This window comes from Streptomyces sp. MspMP-M5 (assembly GCF_000373585.1).
GTDB lineage: Bacteria > Actinomycetota > Actinomycetes > Streptomycetales > Streptomycetaceae > Streptomyces.
In genome coordinates this window covers 23,940-43,220 of record NZ_KB891855.1, presented here as the reverse complement: position 1 = coordinate 43,220, position 19,281 = coordinate 23,940, and the positions used below count along the sequence as shown (strand labels likewise).

General features: G+C 73.6%; 15 protein-coding genes. 3 read left to right on the top strand and 12 right to left on the bottom strand.

Translation table 11 applies throughout. The features are described 5' to 3' along the window. Positions 1 to 135 precede the first annotated feature (135 nt). The gene (locus B073_RS0105390) at positions 136 to 843 is read left to right on the top strand and encodes a DNA polymerase beta superfamily protein (RefSeq protein WP_026247088.1); all 708 of its coding nucleotides are present in this window, start codon (positions 136 to 138) and stop codon (positions 841 to 843) included. 5 nt (positions 844 to 848) lie between these two features. Here the strand turns inward: B073_RS0105390 and B073_RS0105385 are convergent, their stop codons facing one another. The 11 genes from B073_RS0105385 to B073_RS0105335 all read right to left on the bottom strand — a co-directional run bounded on the left by B073_RS0105385 (position 849) and on the right by B073_RS0105335 (position 13,973). Next, positions 849 to 1,667: a DNA polymerase beta superfamily protein gene (locus B073_RS0105385; protein WP_018537067.1), complete on the bottom strand. Its 819-nt coding sequence runs from the start codon at positions 1,665 to 1,667 to the stop codon at positions 849 to 851. A gap of 7 nt (positions 1,668 to 1,674) precedes the next feature. Further along, on the bottom strand, positions 1,675 to 2,688 hold the full coding sequence (locus B073_RS0105380) for an ADP-ribosylglycohydrolase family protein (RefSeq protein ID WP_026247087.1): 1,014 nt from the start codon (positions 2,686 to 2,688) through the stop codon (positions 1,675 to 1,677). Between the two features lie 94 nt (positions 2,689 to 2,782). Then, positions 2,783 to 3,886 (bottom strand): pseudouridine synthase, encoded by a 1,104-nt coding sequence (locus tag B073_RS0105375; RefSeq protein WP_018537065.1) that lies wholly within the window; start codon positions 3,884 to 3,886, stop codon positions 2,783 to 2,785. After that, positions 3,886 to 4,569, bottom strand: a complete 684-nt coding sequence (scpB, locus tag B073_RS0105370) for an SMC-Scp complex subunit ScpB (RefSeq protein WP_018537064.1) — start codon at positions 4,567 to 4,569, stop codon at positions 3,886 to 3,888. The genes B073_RS0105375 and scpB overlap by 1 nt, the downstream gene beginning before the upstream one ends. Further along, positions 4,566 to 5,747 (bottom strand): segregation and condensation protein A, encoded by a 1,182-nt coding sequence (locus tag B073_RS0105365; protein ID WP_018537063.1) that lies wholly within the window; start codon positions 5,745 to 5,747, stop codon positions 4,566 to 4,568. The genes scpB and B073_RS0105365 overlap by 4 nt, the downstream gene beginning before the upstream one ends. Positions 5,748 to 5,895: 148 nt before the next feature. Beyond that, a complete protein-coding gene (locus tag B073_RS0105360) occupies positions 5,896 to 6,486 on the bottom strand; it encodes a hypothetical protein (protein WP_106731767.1) in 591 nt (196 codons plus the stop codon). After that, a complete protein-coding gene (locus tag B073_RS0105355) occupies positions 6,471 to 7,487 on the bottom strand; it encodes an AAA family ATPase (protein ID WP_037810964.1) in 1,017 nt (338 codons plus the stop codon). Before B073_RS0105355 ends, B073_RS0105360 begins: the two co-directional genes overlap by 16 nt. Positions 7,488 to 7,976: 489 nt before the next feature. After that, positions 7,977 to 9,092 carry an alanine dehydrogenase gene (gene ald / locus B073_RS0105350; protein ID WP_026247085.1) on the bottom strand — a complete coding sequence of 372 codons (1,116 nt, stop codon included), beginning with the start codon at positions 9,090 to 9,092 and terminating at the stop codon, positions 7,977 to 7,979. A gap of 165 nt (positions 9,093 to 9,257) precedes the next feature. After that, positions 9,258 to 11,369, bottom strand: coding sequence for a tetratricopeptide repeat protein (locus B073_RS0105345; RefSeq protein WP_018537059.1), 2,112 nt, complete (start codon positions 11,367 to 11,369; stop codon positions 9,258 to 9,260). Between the two features lie 192 nt (positions 11,370 to 11,561). Then, positions 11,562 to 12,188, bottom strand: a complete 627-nt coding sequence (locus tag B073_RS0105340; RefSeq protein WP_018537058.1) for an NUDIX domain-containing protein — start codon at positions 12,186 to 12,188, stop codon at positions 11,562 to 11,564. A 96-nt stretch (positions 12,189 to 12,284) separates the two neighbouring features. Beyond that, the gene (locus B073_RS0105335; protein WP_018537057.1) at positions 12,285 to 13,973 is read right to left on the bottom strand and encodes a CTP synthase; all 1,689 of its coding nucleotides are present in this window, start codon (positions 13,971 to 13,973) and stop codon (positions 12,285 to 12,287) included. Between the two features lie 422 nt (positions 13,974 to 14,395). Here B073_RS0105335 and B073_RS0105330 point away from each other — a divergent pair, with 422 nt between their 5' ends. After that, positions 14,396 to 16,195: a glycoside hydrolase family 15 protein gene (locus B073_RS0105330; protein ID WP_018537056.1), complete on the top strand. Its 1,800-nt coding sequence runs from the start codon at positions 14,396 to 14,398 to the stop codon at positions 16,193 to 16,195. Between the two features lie 78 nt (positions 16,196 to 16,273). On the opposite strand, the gene B073_RS0105325 is transcribed toward B073_RS0105330, so the two are convergent. Continuing rightward, positions 16,274 to 17,428, bottom strand: coding sequence for a beta-1,3-glucanase family protein (locus B073_RS0105325; RefSeq protein ID WP_018537055.1), 1,155 nt, complete (start codon positions 17,426 to 17,428; stop codon positions 16,274 to 16,276). A gap of 209 nt (positions 17,429 to 17,637) precedes the next feature. On the opposite strand from B073_RS0105325, the gene B073_RS0105320 reads away from it, so the two are divergent. Further along, on the top strand, positions 17,638 to 19,263 hold the full coding sequence (locus B073_RS0105320; RefSeq protein WP_018537054.1) for a PucR family transcriptional regulator: 1,626 nt from the start codon (positions 17,638 to 17,640) through the stop codon (positions 19,261 to 19,263). Positions 19,264 to 19,281: the final 18 nt, after the last annotated feature.

Here is a 19,281-nt window from a genome sequence, read left to right as displayed (position 1 = left end):
CCTGCTCCCCTGCGTCGTGTGCCGCGTACACGTCCGCGTACGCACTGCTCAGCGTAACCAGCGCCACCGACAGCCGTGTTCCGAGCTCCGGGAATCCGGTGGCCGGCAGCACGTCCGCCCGGCGACAATCCCGGCATGACGTCCGCTCCCCCGGCCCCCACAGGTCATGAACTCGTCACCGGGCACACCGTCTACGCGTGTGTGATGGGCTCGCGCGCCTTCGGGCTGGCCACCGAGGCCAGCGACACCGACCGGCGCGGGGTCTATCTCGCGCCCACCGCCCTCTTCTGGCGGTTCGAGAAGCCGCCGACCCATGTGGAGGGGCCGCGCGAGGAGGAGTTCTCCTGGGAGCTGGAGCGGTTCTGCGAGCTGGCGCTGCGCGCCAACCCCACCGCCCTGGAGTGCCTGCACTCCCCGCTCGTGGAACACGCCGACGCCACCGGCCGGGAGCTGCTCGCGCTGCGCGGCGCGTTCCTCTCCCGCGCGGTGCACGGCACCTACGTCCGCTACGCCGCCGGGCAGCTGAAGCAGCTGCGGGCCGACCTCGCGCGGCACGGCGCGCCCCGCTGGAAGCCGGCGATGCACCTGCTGCGCCTGATGACCTGCGCCCGCGACCTGCTGCGTACGGGCGTGCTGACGCTGGAGGTCGGCGCGGCCCGCGAGGAGCTGCTGGCGGTGCGGCGCGGCGAGGTGCCCTGGGAGGAGGTGGAGCGCCGGCTGGCGGTGCTGTCCGCGGAGGCGGAGGCGGCGCTGCCCGGCTCGCCGCTGCCCGCCGGCCCGGACCGGGCCCGGGTGGCGGACTTCCTGCACCGCACCCGCCGCGCCTCGGCCCTGCGGGGCTGACTCCGTCAGCCGGCGGCCGCGGCGCCGTCCAGCCGGGCCCGGACGACGAGATCGTGCAGCGCGTCCCGGCCGGCCGGGGCGTCCGGCAGGGCGGTGGCGGCCTGGGCGGCGTCCAGCCGGGCGTGCAGCGCCGTGATGTCGGCGCGCAGCCGGTCCGGGGCCACCACGTCGCCGGCCGGTCCGTGTTCGGCTGCCTCCTTGGCGGCGATCAGCTCCGGCACATAGGAGGGGGCGTCCGGCTCGCCGGCCAGGGAGGGCAGATGGGCCTCCAGCCGCCCGGTGGCCATGAGGTGGATGCCCGTCAGCAGGACCCGCAGGGTGTAGAGCAGCGGCTTCAGTTCGCCGGTCTTCTCGAAGAGCCGCCACTGGGTGCCCGCGAAACCCCGGTAGTGGTGGGCGTGGTGGACGGTGAAGAGGCCGGGGGCGAGCGCGGTCAGCTCCTCGTGGACGGGGGTGCTGTGCACGACCAGGGGGGAGAGCAGCTGCTCCAGGACGTAGCCGTTGCGGCGCAGCAGGAGCCGGGCGAACTTCCGCAGGTCGTGCGTGACGAGGTCGGTCTCGACGCCGTCCTGCTCCCCCATCAGCGTCCGGGTCTCCTCCGGCTCGCGCAGGCCCACGAGGTCGGTCACCGGCAGCAGGTGGACCCCGCGCAGGTCCACGTCGGAGTCGCGGGACGGGAAGCCGTAGAGGTGGGCGCCGGATACGGTGGCGAAGAGCAGCGGGTCGCGCTGCCCCGCGACGAGGGCATCCAGGTCGATGGCGGGCAGCCCGGCCGCCCGCAGGACCGCGTCCCGGCCCGCGACCTCGGGGGCTGTGGGAGCCATGGGCTTCTCAGACATCCCAGGCCGCCCCGAGTGCCAGGAGTTCCGCGCGGTACTCGATACGGGCGGCCCACTCCCCGGGCCAGGCCCCGGCACCGTGCAGGGCGCCCGCGAAGGCGCCGGTGAGGCAGGCGATGGAGTCGGAGTCGCCGGAGGTGCAGGCGGCCCGGCGCAGCGCGGTGACCGGCTCGTCGGGGAAGAGCAGGAAGCACAGCAGGCCGGTGGCCAGCGCCTCCTCGGCGATCCAGCCGGCGCCGGTGGCCCGGCACGGGTCGGCCTCCCGGTCCGGTGCGGCGAGCGCCGCGTCCAGCCGGTCCAGGACGCCCAGGCACTCGTCCCAGCCCCGGGCGATGAACGCCGTCGCGGACGGGGCCTGGGAGCGCCGCCAGAGGTCGCCGAGCCAGTCCTCGCGGTAGCGGGTGCGCTGGGCGTGGGCGTACTGCCGCAGCAGGCCGGGGAGTTCGGCCGGGCGGGCGCCGTCGGCGAGGGCGCGCACGGCGTACGCGGTGAGGTCGCTGGCGGCGAGCGCGGTGGGGTGCCCGTGGGTCAGCGCGGACTGGAGCTGGGCGGCGCCGGAGCGCTGCTCGGCGGTCAGTTCGGGCACCAGCCCGACGGGTGCCACCCGCATGTTGGCGCCGCAGCCCTTGGAGCCGATCTGGCCGGCGTCGGCCCAGGGCCGGTCCGGGTCGGCGAGCAGTTCGCAGGCGCGGAGGCAGGTGTAACCGGGTGCGCGGTTGTTCTCGGGCGAGCGCCACCAGGCCACGTACGTCTGCCGGACCGGCGGTTCGAGGGTCCGCGCGGTCAGTTCGCCGGCGTCCAGGGCCGTGCGCAGCCCCTGTCCCAGTGCCAGCGTCATCTGGGTGTCGTCGGTGACCCGGGCGGGCTCGGGCAGCGCCAGCTGCCGCCAGGTGCCGCACCGGGCGAGGATCGCCGGTACGTCGTCGAACTCCGTCGGAAGGCCGAGCGCGTCACCGAGCGCCAGCCCGATGAGCGATCCGGTCGCCGCCCCCATCGTTGCCCCCATGAGAAAACCACCCCTTAATCGTCACGATGACACTAAGGGGTGGTGACCGGCCACCGCAAGCGACGGCCGGCCCGGGACGGCGGTGAGCCGACGGTCAGAGGCCGACCTCGCGCATCAGCATCCCGACCTCGGTGTTGGTCATCCGGCGCAGCCAGCCCGACTTCTGGTCGCCCAGCGCGATCGGGCCGAAGTGCGTCCGCACCAGCTTGTCCACCGGGAAGCCGGCCTCGGCGAGCATCCGGCGCACGATGTGCTTGCGGCCTTCGTGGAGGGTGACCTCGACGAGGTAGTTCTTGCCGGTGTTCTCCACGACCCGGAAGTGGTCGGCGCGGGCGTAGCCGTCCTCCAGCGGGATGCCGTCCTTGAGCCGCTTGCCCAGGTCGCGCGGGAGCGGGCCCTGGATGGCCGCCAGGTAGGTCTTGGTGACGCCGTAGCGGGGGTGGGTCAGCCGGTGGGCCAGCTCGCCGTGGTTGGTGAGCAGGATGATGCCCTCGGTCTCGGTGTCCAGCCGGCCTACGTGGAACAGCCGGGTCTCCCGGTTGGTGACGTAGTCGCCCAGGCACTGGCGGCCGTCCGGGTCCTCCATCGTGGAGACCACGCCGGCGGGCTTGTTCAGCGCGAAGAAGAGGTACGACTGGGTGGCGACCGTCAGGCCGTCGACCTTGATCTCGTCCTTCTCCGGGTCGACCCGGAGACCCTGCTCCATGACGATCTTGCCGTTGACCTCGACCCGGGCCTGGTCGATCAGCTCCTCGCAGGCGCGCCGGGAGCCCATACCGGCCCTGGCCAGCACCTTCTGCAGCCGCTCGCCCTCCTGCTCGGCGCCGGGGAAGGTCTTGGGGGTCTTGACCTGCGGCTTGTCGTAGCGGGCGCGGTTGCGCTCCTCGATCTTGGCGTCGTACTCGCGGGGGCGTGCGGGCGCCTGGCCGCGGCCGCGCTGCTGCTGGCCGCCCTTGCCGCCCGGTCCGCCGCTGCGGGCCGCGCCCGTGCGGGGACCGCCCTTGGCGCCGCCCCGGGCCGCCGCGCCCCGGGCGCCGGACTTGCCGCCGCGGCGCTCGTCACCGCCCTCGGATCCGCCCACGTCGTAGCGGCGCTCCTCGGGGCGGGGGCGGCCGGACCGCTGCTGCTTCTCGTCCCGCTTGTTGCCCGCGCCCCGGTAGTTGCCCCTACCGCTGCTGTTCCTGCCGCTGCTTCGCATCAATGATCCGTCTGAGAGTCGCCGCTGTCGTCTACGTCGAACGACGGGATACCTTCCGGGGAGTCGCCCTCGACCGCGTCCGCCTCCGGGAGGAACGGTGCCAGCTCAGGGAGCTCGTCCAGGCCGCGCAGGCCCATCCGCTCCAGAAAGTAATTCGTCGTCCTGTACAGGATCGCACCTGTTTCAGGTTCCGTCCCCGCCTCCTCCACCAGGCCGCGCTGGAGGAGCGTGCGCATCACGCCGTCACAGTTGACCCCGCGGACGGCCGAGACGCGGGAACGGCTGACCGGCTGACGGTACGCGACCACGGCCAGAGTCTCCAATGCGGCCTGGGTCAGCCGGGCGTGCTGGCCGTCCAGGACGAAGCTCTCCACGGCGTCCGCGTAGGCCGCCCGGGAGGAGAACCGCCAGCCGCCGGCCACCAGCCGCAGGTCGAAGCCGCGGCCCTGGCGGGTGTAGTCGTCGGACAGCTCGCGCAGGGCCAGCGCGACCGCCCGGCGGGGACGCCGGAGCACCCGGGCCAGGTGCTCCTCGGTGGCTGGCTCGTCGACGACCATGAGGACGGCCTCCAGCGCGGGCTTCAGCTCCAGCTCTGCCACGCCCAGCGCGCCGGCCGGCGCCTCCGCGGGGCCGGGGCGCTCCCCCGGGCCCTGCTCGGTGATCTCGTAGCCCGGTTCGCTCACGCCGGCTCCTCCTGCTCGTCGCTCTGCGCGCGGCCTGCCGCGGCCGCGTTCTTCTCCGCCGGGTCGCCCGCGGCCCGGTCGAACTCGTCGGTGACCTGTGGGACGGCCCCCTCCTCGCCCGTCCAGCGGACCGTCAGGGCGCCCAGCGCCTCCTCCTGGTCCAGGGCGACCACCCGCTCCCGGTAGAGCTCCAGCAGCGCCAGGAAGCGCGCCACGACGGTCAGGGTGTCGGGGGCGTCGGCGACCAGTTCCGCGAAGCCGGCCGCACCGGCCTCGCGCAGCCGCGCCATCACCACCCCGGCCTGCTCCCGGACGCTGACCAGCGGCGCGTGGATGTGGTCGACGTAGACCTGCGGCTTCGCCCTGGGCTGCATCGCCTTGACCGCGAGCGCGGCGAACCCCTCGGCCCCGATACTGATCACGACCTCGGGCAGCAGCTCGGCGTGGTGCGGCTCCAGCCCGACGGTACGGGGGTGGCACCGGGCCTCCTCGGCCAGCCGGCCGCTGAAGATCTCCGCGATCCGCTTGTACGCGCGGTACTGGAGCAGCCGGGCGAAGAGCAGGTCCCGGGCCTCCAGGAGGGCGAGGTCGGCCTCGTCCTCCACTTCTGCGGCGGGCAGCAGCCGGGCCGCCTTGAGGTCGAGCAGGGTGGCCGCGACGACCAGGAACTCGGTGGTCTGGTCGAGGTCCCAGTCCGGCCCCATGGCCCGGATGTGGGCCATGAACTCATCGGTCACCTTGGACAGCGCGACCTCGGTGACGTCCAACTTGTGCCGGGAGATCAGCTGGAGCAGGAGGTCGAAGGGCCCCTCGAAGTTGTCCAGCCGCAACGTGAACCGGCCGTCCCCGGCCACCGGGGCTGCCTCTTCGGCCTCTTCGGCCGTTGCGCCCCCGTCGTCCGCCTCGTCCCCGGCCTGTTCCACGGCCCGCTCTGTGGCCGGATCGCCCGCCGCATCCTCGGAGTGAATTGGGACCTCCTCGACCGGCGTCTCCCCGGCCGTGATCTCCTCGGTCGGTACGCCCCCGAGCGGGGCGCCCTCGGCGGGGGCCTGCGCACGGCTTTCCGTGGCGTCCTCCGCGGTCGCCTCGGGCGCCGTCTCCGGGGCGGTGCCCGGGCCCCGCCCGAGGGCGCGGCGGGTGCGGGCCGGGGCGGGGTCGTCGGCGTCGGTCGTCGGCATGGCGGTCCAGGGTGCTGCGGTCCCGCGCCGGGGCGGCGGGCTGGTCACGGGCGGGACACCCCGCCGGAGTGGCCCAGGCTATCCCGCCGCACGCCGGGGACCGGCCCCCAGGGCGTGTCGGACGGGCCAGAAACGGCCCTGAGCGGCCCTAACGGCCCCGGAGCCGCCGGACCAGGATGCTGGCCTCGCCGCGGGACTCCAGGTCGGCGAGGACCACGGCCACCGCCTCGCGGACGATCCGGCCGCGGTCGACCGCCAGGCCGTGCTCGCCGCGCAGCACCAGGCGGGCGTGTTCGAGGTCCATGAGCTCCTCGGCGGAGACATAGACGGTGATCTTCTCGTCGTGCCGTTCGCGGCCGCTGGGGCGGCGGTTGGCGCCGCGCGACCGGCGGCGGCCCGACTCACCGGCCGATGCCGCGGCCTCCCGCTCGGCGCGGGTCGCCGCCCGGCCGGCCGGTGTCCGGCGCCCCCCGGCCTCCGGCTCCGGCTCGCGGCCGCCGTGCTCGGCCGGCTCCGCGGCGGACGCCGTACGCGCCGCGCCGGCGGCACCGCCCTCGGCCGCCGGTGCCGCGGGGGCCTCCTCGGACGCGTCCGACGCGGGGTCCGGCTCGCCGGCCGGCGCGGGCACCCGTGCGTCCTGGCCGCCGGGCGCACGGCGGGGAGTGGACGCCTGAAGGGCCACTCCCCCGGTGGTGCGGAACAGTTCGTCGGCGCCGGGCAGACTCACTCGGCGTGACACCGGGCGAGCACCTCCCTGGCGAGCTGGCGATAGGCCGCGGCCCCCACGGAGTTGGAGGCGTAGGTGGTGATCGGCTCACCGGCGACGGTGGTCTCCGGGAAGCGGACGGTACGGCCGATGACGGTGTGGTAGACGTGGTCGTCGAAAGCCTCGACGACGCGCGCCAGGACCTCGCGGCTGTGCACCGTGCGGGAGTCGTACATCGTCGCCAGGATGCCGTCCAGCTGGAGGTCGGGGTTGAGCCGCTCCTGGACCTTCTCGATGGTCTCGGTGAGCAGCGCGACACCGCGCAGCGCGAAGAACTCGCACTCCAGCGGCACGATGACCTTGTGAGCGGCCGTCAGGGCGTTGACGGTCAGCAGGCCGAGCGAGGGCTGGCAGTCGATGACGATGTAGTCGTAGTCGGGCAGCAGGGGCTTCAGCGCCCGCTGGAGCGTCGACTCGCGGGCGACCTCGCTGACCAACTGCACCTCTGCCGCTGACAAATCGATATTGCTGGGCAGCAGGTCCATGTTCGGGACCGCGGTCTTGAGCAGGACCTCGTCGGCCGACATGCCCCGCTCCATGAGCAGGTTGTAGACCGTCAGATCCAGTTCCATCGGGTTGACGCCGAGTCCGACCGAGAGGGCGCCCTGCGGGTCGAAGTCGACGAGCAGCACCCGGCGGCCGTATTCGGCGAGCGCGGCGCCCAGGTTGATGGTCGAGGTGGTCTTGCCGACCCCGCCCTTCTGGTTGCACATCGCGATGATCTTCGCCGGGCCGTGTTCCGAAAGCGGCCCCGGGATCGGGAAGTAGGGCAGCGGGCGCCCGGTCGGGCCGACCCGCTCACGGCGCTGACGCGCCGCGTCCGGCGCGAGCGTCGCCGCGTATTCCGGGTCCGGCTCGTACTCGGCATCCGGGTCGTAGAAGTGCCCTTGGGGCAGGTCGTCGTAGTCGGCGAGACGGGCGGGCTCTCCACTGCCCCGGTCGCCGGCCATGGCGTTCACGTGTTGGCCGTCCATGCTCTGGTGGGCTGTCGTGGAAGTGCTCTGTTGGGCTGCGAAGGTGTGGACCACTACGGAGCCGACAGCCTCGCGCCCCGAGGGACCCTGGCCCCGTGCAACCGCTCCTGGCCGACCACCTCCGGGAGTAAATGTCGACTCATTCACAAGTCGTCTTACCTCCTTGGATGTGACCAGGAAACTTATCGATAGGTCAGCGTGCACCATGCCGACGGTTGGCGACTCTATGGCGTGTCGGGCGTCCGCAGCAACACAATCCGCCGGACCCGGTCCGATGTGTCGGTAACGGAACCCCCCGATGTCAAGAGTGCACAGCACACAAGACGGATGTTTCGGGGGTACGCGAATCGGTTAAAGGGCTACGTTCACGGCGAGTTGGGAGTCGGCCGCCGGGAGCCGCCCCCGGGGCGCGTCGCACACGCGACCGGCCGGGCCCGCTCGAGCGGGCCCGGCCGGTTGTGCGGCGCTTGACGCGTGCAGTTGACGCCGTCAGCCGAGGAGGGTGCGCAGCTCCACGTACTCCAGGCCGTGGGCCTGGGCGACCTCGGGGTAGACGACCTTGCCGTCGTGCGTGTTCAGGCCCTTGGCCAGCGCCGGGTCACGGCGCAGCGCCTCGACCCAGCCGCGGTTCGCCAGCTCCACGATGTAGGGCAGCGTGGCGTTGGTGAGGGCGTAGGTGGAGGTGTTGGGCACCGCGCCGGGCATGTTGGCGACGCAGTAGAAGACCGAGTTGTGGACCGTGAAGGTCGGCTCGGCGTGCGTGGTCGGCTTGGAGTCCTCGAAGCAGCCGCCCTGGTCGATCGCGATGTCGACAAGGACACTGCCGGGCTTCATCTTGGCGACCAGCTCGTTGGTGACGAGCTTGGGGGCCTTGGCGCCCGGGATCAGGACCGCGCCGACGACGAGGTCGGCCTCGACGACGGCCTTCTCCAGCTCGTAGGCGTTGGAGACGATCGTCTGCACCTTGGTGCCGAAGATCTTGTCGGCCTCGCGGAGCTTGTTGATGTCCTTGTCGAGCAGGGTGACGTGGAAGCCCAGGCCCACGGCGATCTGGACGGCGTTCCAGCCGGAGACGCCACCGCCGATGACGACGGCCTTACCGGCCTGGACGCCGGGGACGCCGCCGGGCAGCACGCCGCGGCCGCCGGCCTGGCGCATCAGGTGGTAGGCGCCGACCTGCGGGGCGATCCGGCCCGCGACCTCGGACATCGGGGCGAGCAGCGGCAGCGCGCGGCCGGCGGTCTCGACGGTCTCGTAGGCGATCGCGGTGGTACCGGACTCCAGCAGGGCGTCCGTGCACTCCTTGGACGCGGCGAGGTGGAGGTACGTGAAGAGGGTCTGGTCCTTGCGGAGGCGGTGGTACTCCTCCGCGATCGGCTCCTTGACCTTCAGCAGCAGGTCGGCGGTGCCCCACACCTCGTCGGCGGTGTCCAGGATGGTGGCGCCGGCGGAGACGTACTCCTCGTTCGGGATGGACGAGCCGAGGCCGGCGTCCTTCTCGATGAAGACCTGGTGGCCGTTGCGCACCAGCTCGTGGACTCCGGCGGGGGTGATGGCCACGCGGAACTCGTTGTTCTTGACCTCGCGGGGGATACCGACCTTCACGTCGATCACGGTCCTTAAAAGAGCTTGCAGAAGGAATTATCCCTCATGCCATGCATGACGGAACTGACCGCGCCGAACGCGGCTCGACCAGTCTATTGAAGGACCTCGTGTTGTCTAGCCTTGCAAAGACATAATTTTCCGGAAGACCACTACCGATTTCGTAGGTCACTCGGGGTGCTCCTCGCATAGTCGCTCCCCCACCGCCCGGTGGAGCCGTGCGGCCGCCGGGTCTCCGAGCCGGTCCAGCAGCTCCGCGATCCGCAGTTGCAGGCGTGCCTCCTTCGTCACATCGGCCGCGGCCCGGGCGAAATCGAGCGCCGCCAGGCAGCTGTGCAGCGCCTCGTTGAGCTTCCCGGCGTGCTCGTGGACCTCCGCGGCCGCCTCCGCCGCATGCCCCTGGCCCGCGGCGTCGCCCAGCCTGCGGAAGGTCCGGGCGGCCGCCCGGCACTCCTTCAGGGCCTGCTCGTAGCGGCCCGCGCGGCCGTGCGCGGCGCCGATCCGGGCGTGCAGCCGGGCCGCGTCGGCCCACTCGCCCCGGGCCAGCCGCAGCTCCAGCGCCCGCCCGTACCAGTCGGCGGCCCGGATCCAGTCGCCCAGCTCGGTGTAGGTGTCGCCGAGCGACTCCAGCGCCCGGCCGGTGGCCACCGGGTCCTTCACCGAGCGGGCCGCCTCCAGCGCGCCGCGGTAGCGGGTGAGCGCCTGCTCCCGTCGGCCGGCCCCGGCGTCCAGGTCGCCGAGGTTGAGCAGGGCGGCGGCCCGCTCGCGCGGCAGGGTGCGCCGCTCGGCGACCTGGAGGACCAGCTCGTGCAGGGCGTAGAGGTCCGGCGCGGCGGCCTCGGGGCCGTGGTGGGTGAGCAGGGCGCGGGTGAGCGCGGCGATCAACCGCCGGTCCAGGGTGTCGAGTTGGCCGTCCGCGACGGCCATCCGGGCGGCGTCCAGCAGGGCGCCGCGGCGGGTGCGCAGCCAGTGCGCGGCGGCGGCCCGGGTGGCGAAGCGCAGCGAGCGGGGCAGCTCGGCGGCCTTGCGGCGGGCGGGGGAACCGGAGGGTTCGGCGGCCGCCCGGCAGGACTGGAGCAGCCGCACGGTCCGCTCCAGCATCCGGGCGCGGGCCAGCTGGACGTCGGCGGGCCGCTCGTGCGCGCGGAGCAGTTGCCGGGAGAACGGCGCGAGGCAGCCGGGGAGGCGGTACCGGGGGCCGGTCGCGTCGTCGGTGTGCCGGGCGCCCGGGCCGTCCTCCTCCGGGACGGGCCGCAGCAGGCCGAGCGCGGCGACGTCGTGCAGGACCGCGGCGGCGGCCGGGACCGAGCAGCCGCCCAGCGCGGCCGCGGTGTGCGCGTCCACCAGGCCGTCCGGGGCGAGGGTGGCCAGGCGCAGTATCCGCGCGGCGGGCTGCGGCAGCGCGTCGTAGGTGAGCCGGAAGGCGCGGTGCAGGGGGCGGTCGCCGGCCGGCAGGTCCGGCGGCAGCGGGACGGCGAGCAGCGCCTGGCGCAGGTCGGCGACGGAGAGCTTGGGGCGGGCGGCGAGCCAGGCGCCCGCCAGTATCAGCGCCGCGGGCTGACCGCCGCACTCCTCGGCGACGGACTCCGCGGTCCGCGGATCGACGGTGATCCGGGTCGGCCCGGCGTAGTGGCACAGCATCTCGACGCCGGCCGCCGTGTCCAGCCCGCCCAGGGCGCACGGCCGGACGTCCGGGATGCCGGTCAGCGGGCCCTGCGCGACCACCACGACCAGGCAGTCGGGGGCGTCCGGGATCAGCGGTTCGACGTCCTCGGCGCCCGGTGCGTCGTCCAGCAGGAGGACCGCGCGGCGCCCGGCCAGGGCGGTGCGCACCGCCTCGGCGAGCTCGTCCTCGCCGGCGCCCGGCGCGGCGTCGGCACCCAGTTCGGCGAGCAGGTCGCGGGCGGTCCGGGCGAGGCCGACCGGGGCGCCGTCCCGGCCGGTCAGCGCGGCGCGCAGCACCCCGTCGGGGTAGCCGTCCTCGATCTCCCGCAGCAGCGCCTCGGCCAGCGTCGTACGGCCCGAGCCGGGGCGGCCGGCGATCAGCAGGACCCGGCTGCGGGCGCCCCGGCGGCCGGTGAGGGTGTCCAGTCCGGCCCGGCCGATGTCGGCGCGCAGCGCCTTGAGTTCGTGGCGGCGGCCGGCGAATCCCGGGAGGCCGGAGCGGGCGGCGGCACCGTCCTGGCGGGGCAGGGTCGCCCGCCGTTCCCGGGCCGCCGTGCCGGACCCGCGCGCCGCCTCCGGCGCGAGGTGCCCCCCGCCCACCGCCTGGTCCGTCACCGGTCACGCTCCCGTCCGCCTGCGCGTCGCGTCCCCGCCGCGGGCGCGCGCGGGGACGCTGTCGAGCGTAGTTCACGGGCCGTCACGTTCCGTGCGGAGCGGGGCCGTTGGGTCACTCGACCGGATCGGTGGATCATCCGACCGGAAGGCGCAGGCCGGGGGCGGGAGCCGGGAGCGGCGCCCGGCCCGGGGTCAGGCGTCGAAGGGGCGGGCCGGCCAGGGCGCGTCGGCCGGCCGGAGGGCGTCCGCCCCGTCACCGGCCCGCGCCGCGGTGAGCGACAGCACGCCCACGACCAGGCAGTTGTTGTGCAGTTCGCCGGCGAGCACGCCACGGACCAGCTCGTCCAGCGGGACCCGCGCCAGCTCCATGTCGGCCTCCTCCTCGGAGACCTCGAACCGCTCGCCGTCGGCCTCGGACAGCCCGCGGGCGAGGAAGATCCGCACCGCCTCGTCGCAGCCGCCCGGGGTGGTGTAGACGTCGGTCAGCACCCGCCAGTCCTCGGCCTTGACGTGCGCCTCCTCGTACAGCTCGCGCCGGGCGGCGTGCAGCGGGTTCTCCCCGGGGACGTCGAGCAGGCCGGCGGGGATCTCCCACAGCTTCTGCCGCACCGGGTGGCGGTACTGGCGCAGCACCAGCACCCGGTCGGCGTCGTCGAGGGCGAGGACCGCCACCGAGCCGGGGTGGACCTGGTAGTCGCGGGTGACGGTGGAGCCGTCCGGCATGACGACGTGGTCGGTGCGCACGCTCGTCTTGGCGCCGGTGAACGGCGTGCCGGACGCGGTGACCGTCCACTCCTCCGGGGTGTCCTTGATCGCCATGCGTACCTCCAGTGAGTCCTGTGCCGACACGAAAACCGGGGTACCGCCCCACGGCGTGGGACCGTACCCCGGCAACCGTAACCGGCCAGGTGCCGCCTACTTCTCGGCGCCCGTCGCCTTCGCCGCCTGCTGGCGCTCGACGGCCGCCTTCACCAGGCCGGCGAAGAGCGGGTGCGGGCGGGTCGGGCGGGAGCGCAGCTCCGGGTGCGCCTGGGTGGCGACGAGGTAGGGGTGGACCTCGCGCGGGTACTCGACGTACTCGACGAGCTTGTTGTCCGGGGAGGTGCCGGAGAAGAGCAGGCCGGCCTTCTTCTCCAGCTCGCCGCGGTAGGCGTTGTTGACCTCGTAGCGGTGGCGGTGGCGCTCCTCGACGTAGGGCTCGCCGCCGTAGACCTCGCGGACGATGGAGCCCTCGGCGAGCTTGGCCGGGTACATGCCCAGCCGCATGGTGCCGCCCATGTCGCCCTCACCGGCGACGATGTCCATCTGCTCGGCCATCGTGGAGATCACCGGGTGGGTGGCGGCCGGGTCGAACTCGGTGGAGTTGGCGCCCTCGACGCCGGCGAGGTTGCGGGCCGCCTCGATCACCACGCACTGCAGGCCCAGGCAGAGGCCGAGCAGCGGGAGCTTGTTCTCGCGGGCGTAGGTGATCGCGCCGACCTTGCCGTCCACGCCGCGGTCGCCGAAGCCGCCGGGGATGCAGACCGCGTCGCAGTCGGCGAGCTGCGCACGGGCGCCGGCCGGGGTCTTGCAGTCGTCGGAGGTGACCCACTTGATCTTGACGCGGGCCTTGTTGGCGAAGCCGCCGGCGCGCAGCGCCTCGGTGACCGAGAGGTAGGCGTCGGGCAGGTCGATGTACTTGCCGACCAGCGCGACCTTGACCTCGTGCGAGGGGTTGTGGACCCGGTCGAGCAGGTCCGCCCACTGGGTCCAGTCCACGTCGCGGAACGGCAGGTCCAGCTTGCGGACGACGTAGGCGTCCAGGCCCTCGGCGTGCACGACCTTGGGGATGTCGTAGATCGACGGGGCGTCCGGGCAGGCGATGACCGCGGCCTCGTCGACGTCGCACATCAGCGAGATCTTGCGCTTGATGGCGGTGGGCACCTCGCGGTCGGCGCGCAGCACGATCGCGTCGGGCTGGATGCCGATGTTGCGCAGCGCGGCGACGGAGTGCTGGGTGGGCTTGGTCTTCAGCTCGCCGGACGGGCCGATGTACGGGAGCAGCGAGATGTGCACGACGAAGACGTTGTCCCGGCCGACCTCGTGGCGGACCTGGCGGACGGTCTCCAGGAACGGCAGCGACTCGATGTCGCCGACCGTGCCGCCGACCTCGGTGATGACCACGTCGACGTCCTCGGTGGCCAGCCGCCGGATGCGGTGCTTGATCTCGTTGGTGATGTGCGGGATGACCTGCACGGTGTCGCCGAGGTACTCGCCGCGCCGCTCCTTGGCGATCACGGTGTTGTAGACCTGGCCGGTGGTGACGTTCGCCGAGCCGTCGAGGTCGACGTCGAGGAAGCGCTCGTAGTGGCCGATGTCGAGGTCGGTCTCGGCGCCGTCGTTGGTGACGAAGACCTCACCGTGCTGGAACGGGTTCATCGTGCCGGGGTCGACGTTGAGGTACGGGTCGAGCTTCTGCATCGTGACCCGCAGACCGCGCGCCTTGAGGAGCGCACCCAGGCTGGAGGCGGTGAGCCCCTTGCCGAGCGAGGAGGCGACGCCCCCGGTGACGAAGAGGTGCTTGGTCGTCGTGGCTGCATTCTTTCGAGAAGCAGAGGGCGGCATGGCCAAGAGGGGGCTCCCGTGGTCGCGAGGTGGAGAGGTGCGAGGTGGCGCCGGCCTGGGATTCAGGGGTGCCGTCGCTGCGGTTCGGGGGTGCCGCATTTCTGCTGGGTCCCACCGGTCCACGGGGTACCAGGCTATCAGCGACCGGGCGTGGTCGTGTCCGGCCACGCACCGGAGGCGGTCGTTCCGCAGGCCACTCGTTCGGAGCACCCCCACTCGACGCGAGCATCGCGCGCAGCACCCCCCTGCGTCGTATCCTGCTCGGACACTCGCTACGAGCCGTCCGGGAAGGCGCCGCCCTCCCCCAGCTTCGCTGGGTGGTGCCCCAGCCCGATTTCCGGTCCCGCTGCTCGGCGACGTTTCATGGGCAGGACGGACAGCACAGAACGTCCCATGGGGGCGTGACTCCAGTTCGACGGGAGATGCACGTGGCCGGGCGCATCGAGGACTACGCACTTATCGGCGATATGCAGACCGCGGCGCTCGTGTGCCGGGACGGCACGGTCGACTGGCTGTGTCTGCCCCGCTTCGACTCCATGGCGGTCTTCGCGGGGCTGCTGGGCACCGAGGAGCACGGCTTCTGGCGGATGGGCCCGGCCGGTGAGCCGCCCCGGGCCGCGGACCGGCGGCGCTATCGCGGGGACTCCCTGGTGCTGGAGTCCGAGTGGGACACTCCGCGCGGTACCGTCCGGGTGATCGACTTCATGCCGCCGCGGGACGGCGCACCGCAGGTGATCCGCATCGTGGAGGGCGTCAGCGGGCGCGTCCCGATGCGTTCGGAGCTGCGGATGCGGTTCGCGTACGGCTGGGTCGTGCCGTGGGTGCACAAGATCGACGAGCGGACGGTGGCGGTCGCCGGTCCGGACTCGGTGTGGCTGGACACGGAGGCGGAGACGTACGGGAAGGACCTGACGACCTTCTCCGACTTCACCGTCTCGCCGGGTGAGCGGATCGCGTTCACGATCAGCTGGCAGCCCTCGCACCACCAGCCGCCGGCCGTGGCCGACCCGGAGGGGTCGCTGGAGGCCACCGAGGAGTTCTGGCGCGAGTGGGTCGAGCACTGCACTTACCACGGGCCCTACCGTGACGCCGTGGTGCGTTCGCTGATCACGCTGAAGGCGCTGACGTACGCGCCGACCGGCGGGATCGTCGCCGCGCCGACCACGTCCCTGCCCGAGTGCATCGGCGGGGTCCGCAACTGGGACTACCGCTTCACCTGGCTGCGGGACGCGGCGATCACCCTGTCGTCGCTGCTGCGCACCGGCTACCGCGAGGAGGCCCGGGCGTGGCGCGAGTGGCTGCTGCGGGCGGTGGCCGGCGATCCGGAGAACCTCCAGATCATGTACGGCATCGCCGGTGAGCGGGAGCTGGGCGAGACCGAGCTGAAGTGGCTGCCGGGCTACGAGGACTCGCGCCCGGTGCGGGTCGGCAACGGCGCCGCCGACCAGCTCCAACTGGACGTCTACGGCGAGGTCACCGAGGCGCTGCACCTGGCCCACATGACCGGGCTGGCCCGCAACGACTACGCCTCGCTGCTCCAGATCAAGCTGATCGAGTGGGTGGAGAAGCACTGGGACGAGCCGGACGAGGGCATCTGGGAGGTGCGCGGGCCGCGCCGGCACTTCGTGCACTCCAAGGTCATGACCTGGGTGGCGGTGGACCGCACGGTGAAGCTGATCGAGTCCGGGGACGTGGACGGGCCGCTGGAGCGGTGGCGGGACCTGCGGGAGACCATCCACCGGGACGTCTGCGAGCACGGGTACGACAAGGAGCGGAACACCTTCACCCAGTCCTACGGGTCGGAGGAGCTGGACGCCTCGCTGCTGCTGATCCCGCAGGTGGGGTTCCTGCCGCCGGACGACAAGCGGGTGATCGGCACCATCGAGGCGATCCAGCGGGAGCTGTCGACCGAGGACGGGTTCGTGCTGCGCTACCCGACGGCCGGCGAGGGGCTCGGCGTGGACGGCCTCGAAGGCGAGGAAGGGGCGTTCCTGGCCTGCTCGTTCTGGCTGGCCGACGACCTGGCGATGATCGGCCGGGTGGAGGAGGCCCGCAAGCTCTTCGAGAAGCTGCTCTCGCTCCGCAACGACCTGGGGCTGCTCGCCGAGGAGTGGGACTCCCGGCTCCAGCGCCAGGTGGGGAACTTCCCGCAGGCGTTCAGCCACGTTCCGCTGATCGACACGGCACTGCGGCTGACGGCGAGCGGGGCGTACGGGGGTTAGTGCCCCCTTCGGGGCACCAACCCCCATCGGGCTTCGCTGCCGTCGGAGTTCGGCTTTCGGTGAGTGGCTTTCCGTGGGTCAGAACGGCGTCAGGGTGAGGGTGAGTTCCCTGGGGGCGTGGTCCTCGATGTACGAGGCGAAGCCGGCGACGTCGTCGAAGGCGAAGCCGTACGCCCTGCCGTCCCGGGTCGCGGTGTGCATGGCCCGGGCGTAGTGGTTGGTGAGCGGCTGCTGGTAGAAGGCGGCCGGGTCGGTGACCGGCTGGGCGGCGTGGGTGGCCAGGGTGGAGCGGTTGAGGGCGGCACCCAGGACGGCGGCGACCGGGCCGCGGGTGCCGTCGTTCGGGGCGGCCAGGGTGCCGTCGCAGAAGAGGACGTCGCGGGTGGTGGGCCGGGCGACGGAGACCGTGGCCGGGCCGTGGAAGGTGAGGCGGTCGCCGCTGACGCGTCCGGTGAAGGTGCCGGCGGTGGTGGTGACGGTGAGGTCCTTGGCGGTGTACGCGGACCACGCGGCGTCGATGGCGGGGGCGAGGTAGTCGGCGGCGAACAGGCCGCTGTCCAGGCCGTGGCCGGGGGCGATCACCCGGCGGTCGCCGACGACCAGGCGGTCGAAGCCCTCGGCGGCCCTGACATCGGCGAAGATCCGGGCGCGGGCGCCGTCCTTGAGGGTTCCGGTGGTCTGGTCGGCGGCGCCGGTGAGCCGCAGGGCGAGCGGGACGCTGAACATGTCGACCATGGTGGTGTTGCAGTACATCCCGCCGGAGTCGTGGGTGAACTCGACGCAGTCGTGCAGCACGTCGTAGTTGGGATCGCCGGCGACCCAGCCCGCCGGGTAGGCCAGCGCGGGCCTGCCGTTGCCGTCGGCGACCGCCTTGATCCTGAGCTTGGCGCCGAGGCTGGTGTAGATCCGGCCGGACATCGGGGGCAGTCGGAGCGTGGTGGTGCCGGTGGCGGCGAGCGGTATCGCGTAGTCGGTGAAGCCGTCCGGGCCGTTGTCGGAGAGGGCGACGGGGGCGAGTTCGCCGTCCGGGGTCACCCTGACCTGCCGGGTGCCGTCGTTGCCGAGGACGTAGATCCAGACGGAGCCGTTGGCGTAGGCGCCGGAGGTGTTGACGATGTGCAGCGGGAGGCCGGCCGCCGCGGGGCGGGCGGGGGCGCCGGCGGCCCCGCCGGCGAGGGCGGCGGTGGCGGCGCCGGCGGCGAGTCCGCCGAGCAGGGTGCGTCGGGTGATCATGAGGAGGCTCCTTGTGGGGGGTGGGGTGAGCGCTCTCCGTGTGAGGTGCGGGCACCCTGCCCAGTCGCCGCCGGGATCGTCAAGTGGGCGGAGGGTAAGGGGAGTTGAACGGCCGGGCGGGTAGTGCGGGTGGGGCGGCGCGTGGGTCGGGCGGGGGCCATCCGGATCGCACCCCTCCGGATCGGCCGGCGCGCGGTAGCGTTCGCGCCATGGGGCCGCACGCGAGGATCGACGCCGACATCACGGTACGCAGGGCGCTGGAACTGCCGGCGCTGCGGCGCGGCCTGCCGGAGGTGCTGGCCGGCGAGGACCGGCTGGGCCGGTCGGTGCGCTGGGTGCACGCCGGCGAGGTCCCGCACATCGCCTCGCTGCTCAAGGGCGGCGAACTGCTGCTGACCACCGGCCTCGGGGTGGGCACCCGGCCCTCGGAGCAGCGCGCCTTCATCCGCCGGCTCGCCGACCGGGACATCGCCGCGCTCGTCGTCGAGCTGGGCTCGCGGTTCGACGCGCTGCCGGCGGCGCTGATCGACGCCGCGCGGGACTGCGGACTGCCGCTGGTCCAGCTGCACCGCGAGGTCCCGTACGTCACGGTCACCGAGGAGATCCACACCGAGATCATCAACGGCCACTACACGCTGCTGCGGCGCGCCGACGCGTTGCTGCGGCGCTGCACCGACGTGCTGCTGCGGGGCGGCGGCGCGCCGGAGGTGCTGCGGCTGCTCGCCGTCTTCACCGGCAACCCGCTGTGCCTGGAGGCGCCCGACGGCAGCCCGCTGTACGCGGCCGGGCCGGAGGGTGGCGACGGCGGGGCGGACGCCGATCCGCTGCTGGCCTGGGAGGGGCTGCGGGACTCCGGCGTACGGATCGAGGTGCCCGGCGGCGGGCACGGGCCCGACGCGGTGCGCGCCCGGCTGGTGCTGCTGCCGGTGAACGGGCCGCCGGCGCCGGTGCACCGGATCGCCGCCGAGCGGGCCGCCGATCTGCTGGCCGTGGTGATGCTCCAGTCCCGGCAGGAGGAGGTGCTGGCCGCCCGCGGGCGCGGTGACTTCCTCGCCGAGCTGGCCGAGGGGCGGGTCTCGGCGTCCGAGGCGCCGGCGCAGGCCCGGCTGCTGGGCTTCCGGCCGGGCGCCGACCCGGTGCTGCCGGTGGTGATGCGGCTGCCGGCCGCGCTGCCCTCGCCGGGCGACTGGGCGCTGCTGGCCCAGGCGCTGCGCGAGGAACTGGCCGCGCCGGGCGTGCCGGTGCTGCTCGGGGTGCGGCCCGTGGAGGGCCGGGTGCCGCTGCTGGTGGCGCTGCGGGCGGGCCAGGACCGGGCGGCGCTGGCCGACCGGATCGCCGAGGCGCTGCGGGCCGGGGTCGTCCGGGCCGGCCTGGACCGGCCGTCGGCGCACAGCCCGGTGGTGGTGGTCGGCACGGCGGGCGACTGGGCGGCGGCCGGGTCCGGGCTGCGGCACGCGGCGGAGGCGGCGGCCGCGGCGCAGGGGCTGCCGGAGGCGCCCTGGTACGACGCCCGGCGCCTGGACATCGAGCTGCTGCTGTGGCGGATGCGGGAGCACGGTGAGGAGGGGGTGCTGACCGACTTCGTCGAGCGCGCCGTCGGCCCGCTGCTGGCCCACGACCGGGGCGCCCGCCAGCCGCTGCTGCCGACCCTGGAGGCGTATCTGGCCAGCGCCGGCCGGAAGGCCGAGACCGCCCGCGACCTGAACGTCAACCGCCAGACGCTCTACGACCGGCTGGCGCGGATCTCCCAGCTGCTGGGCACGGAGCTGGACGATCCGCAGACCGTGCTGGGGCTGCGGCTGGCCCTGCGGGCGCGGCGGCACACCGATCGCTGACACCGGCCGCCAGGGCGA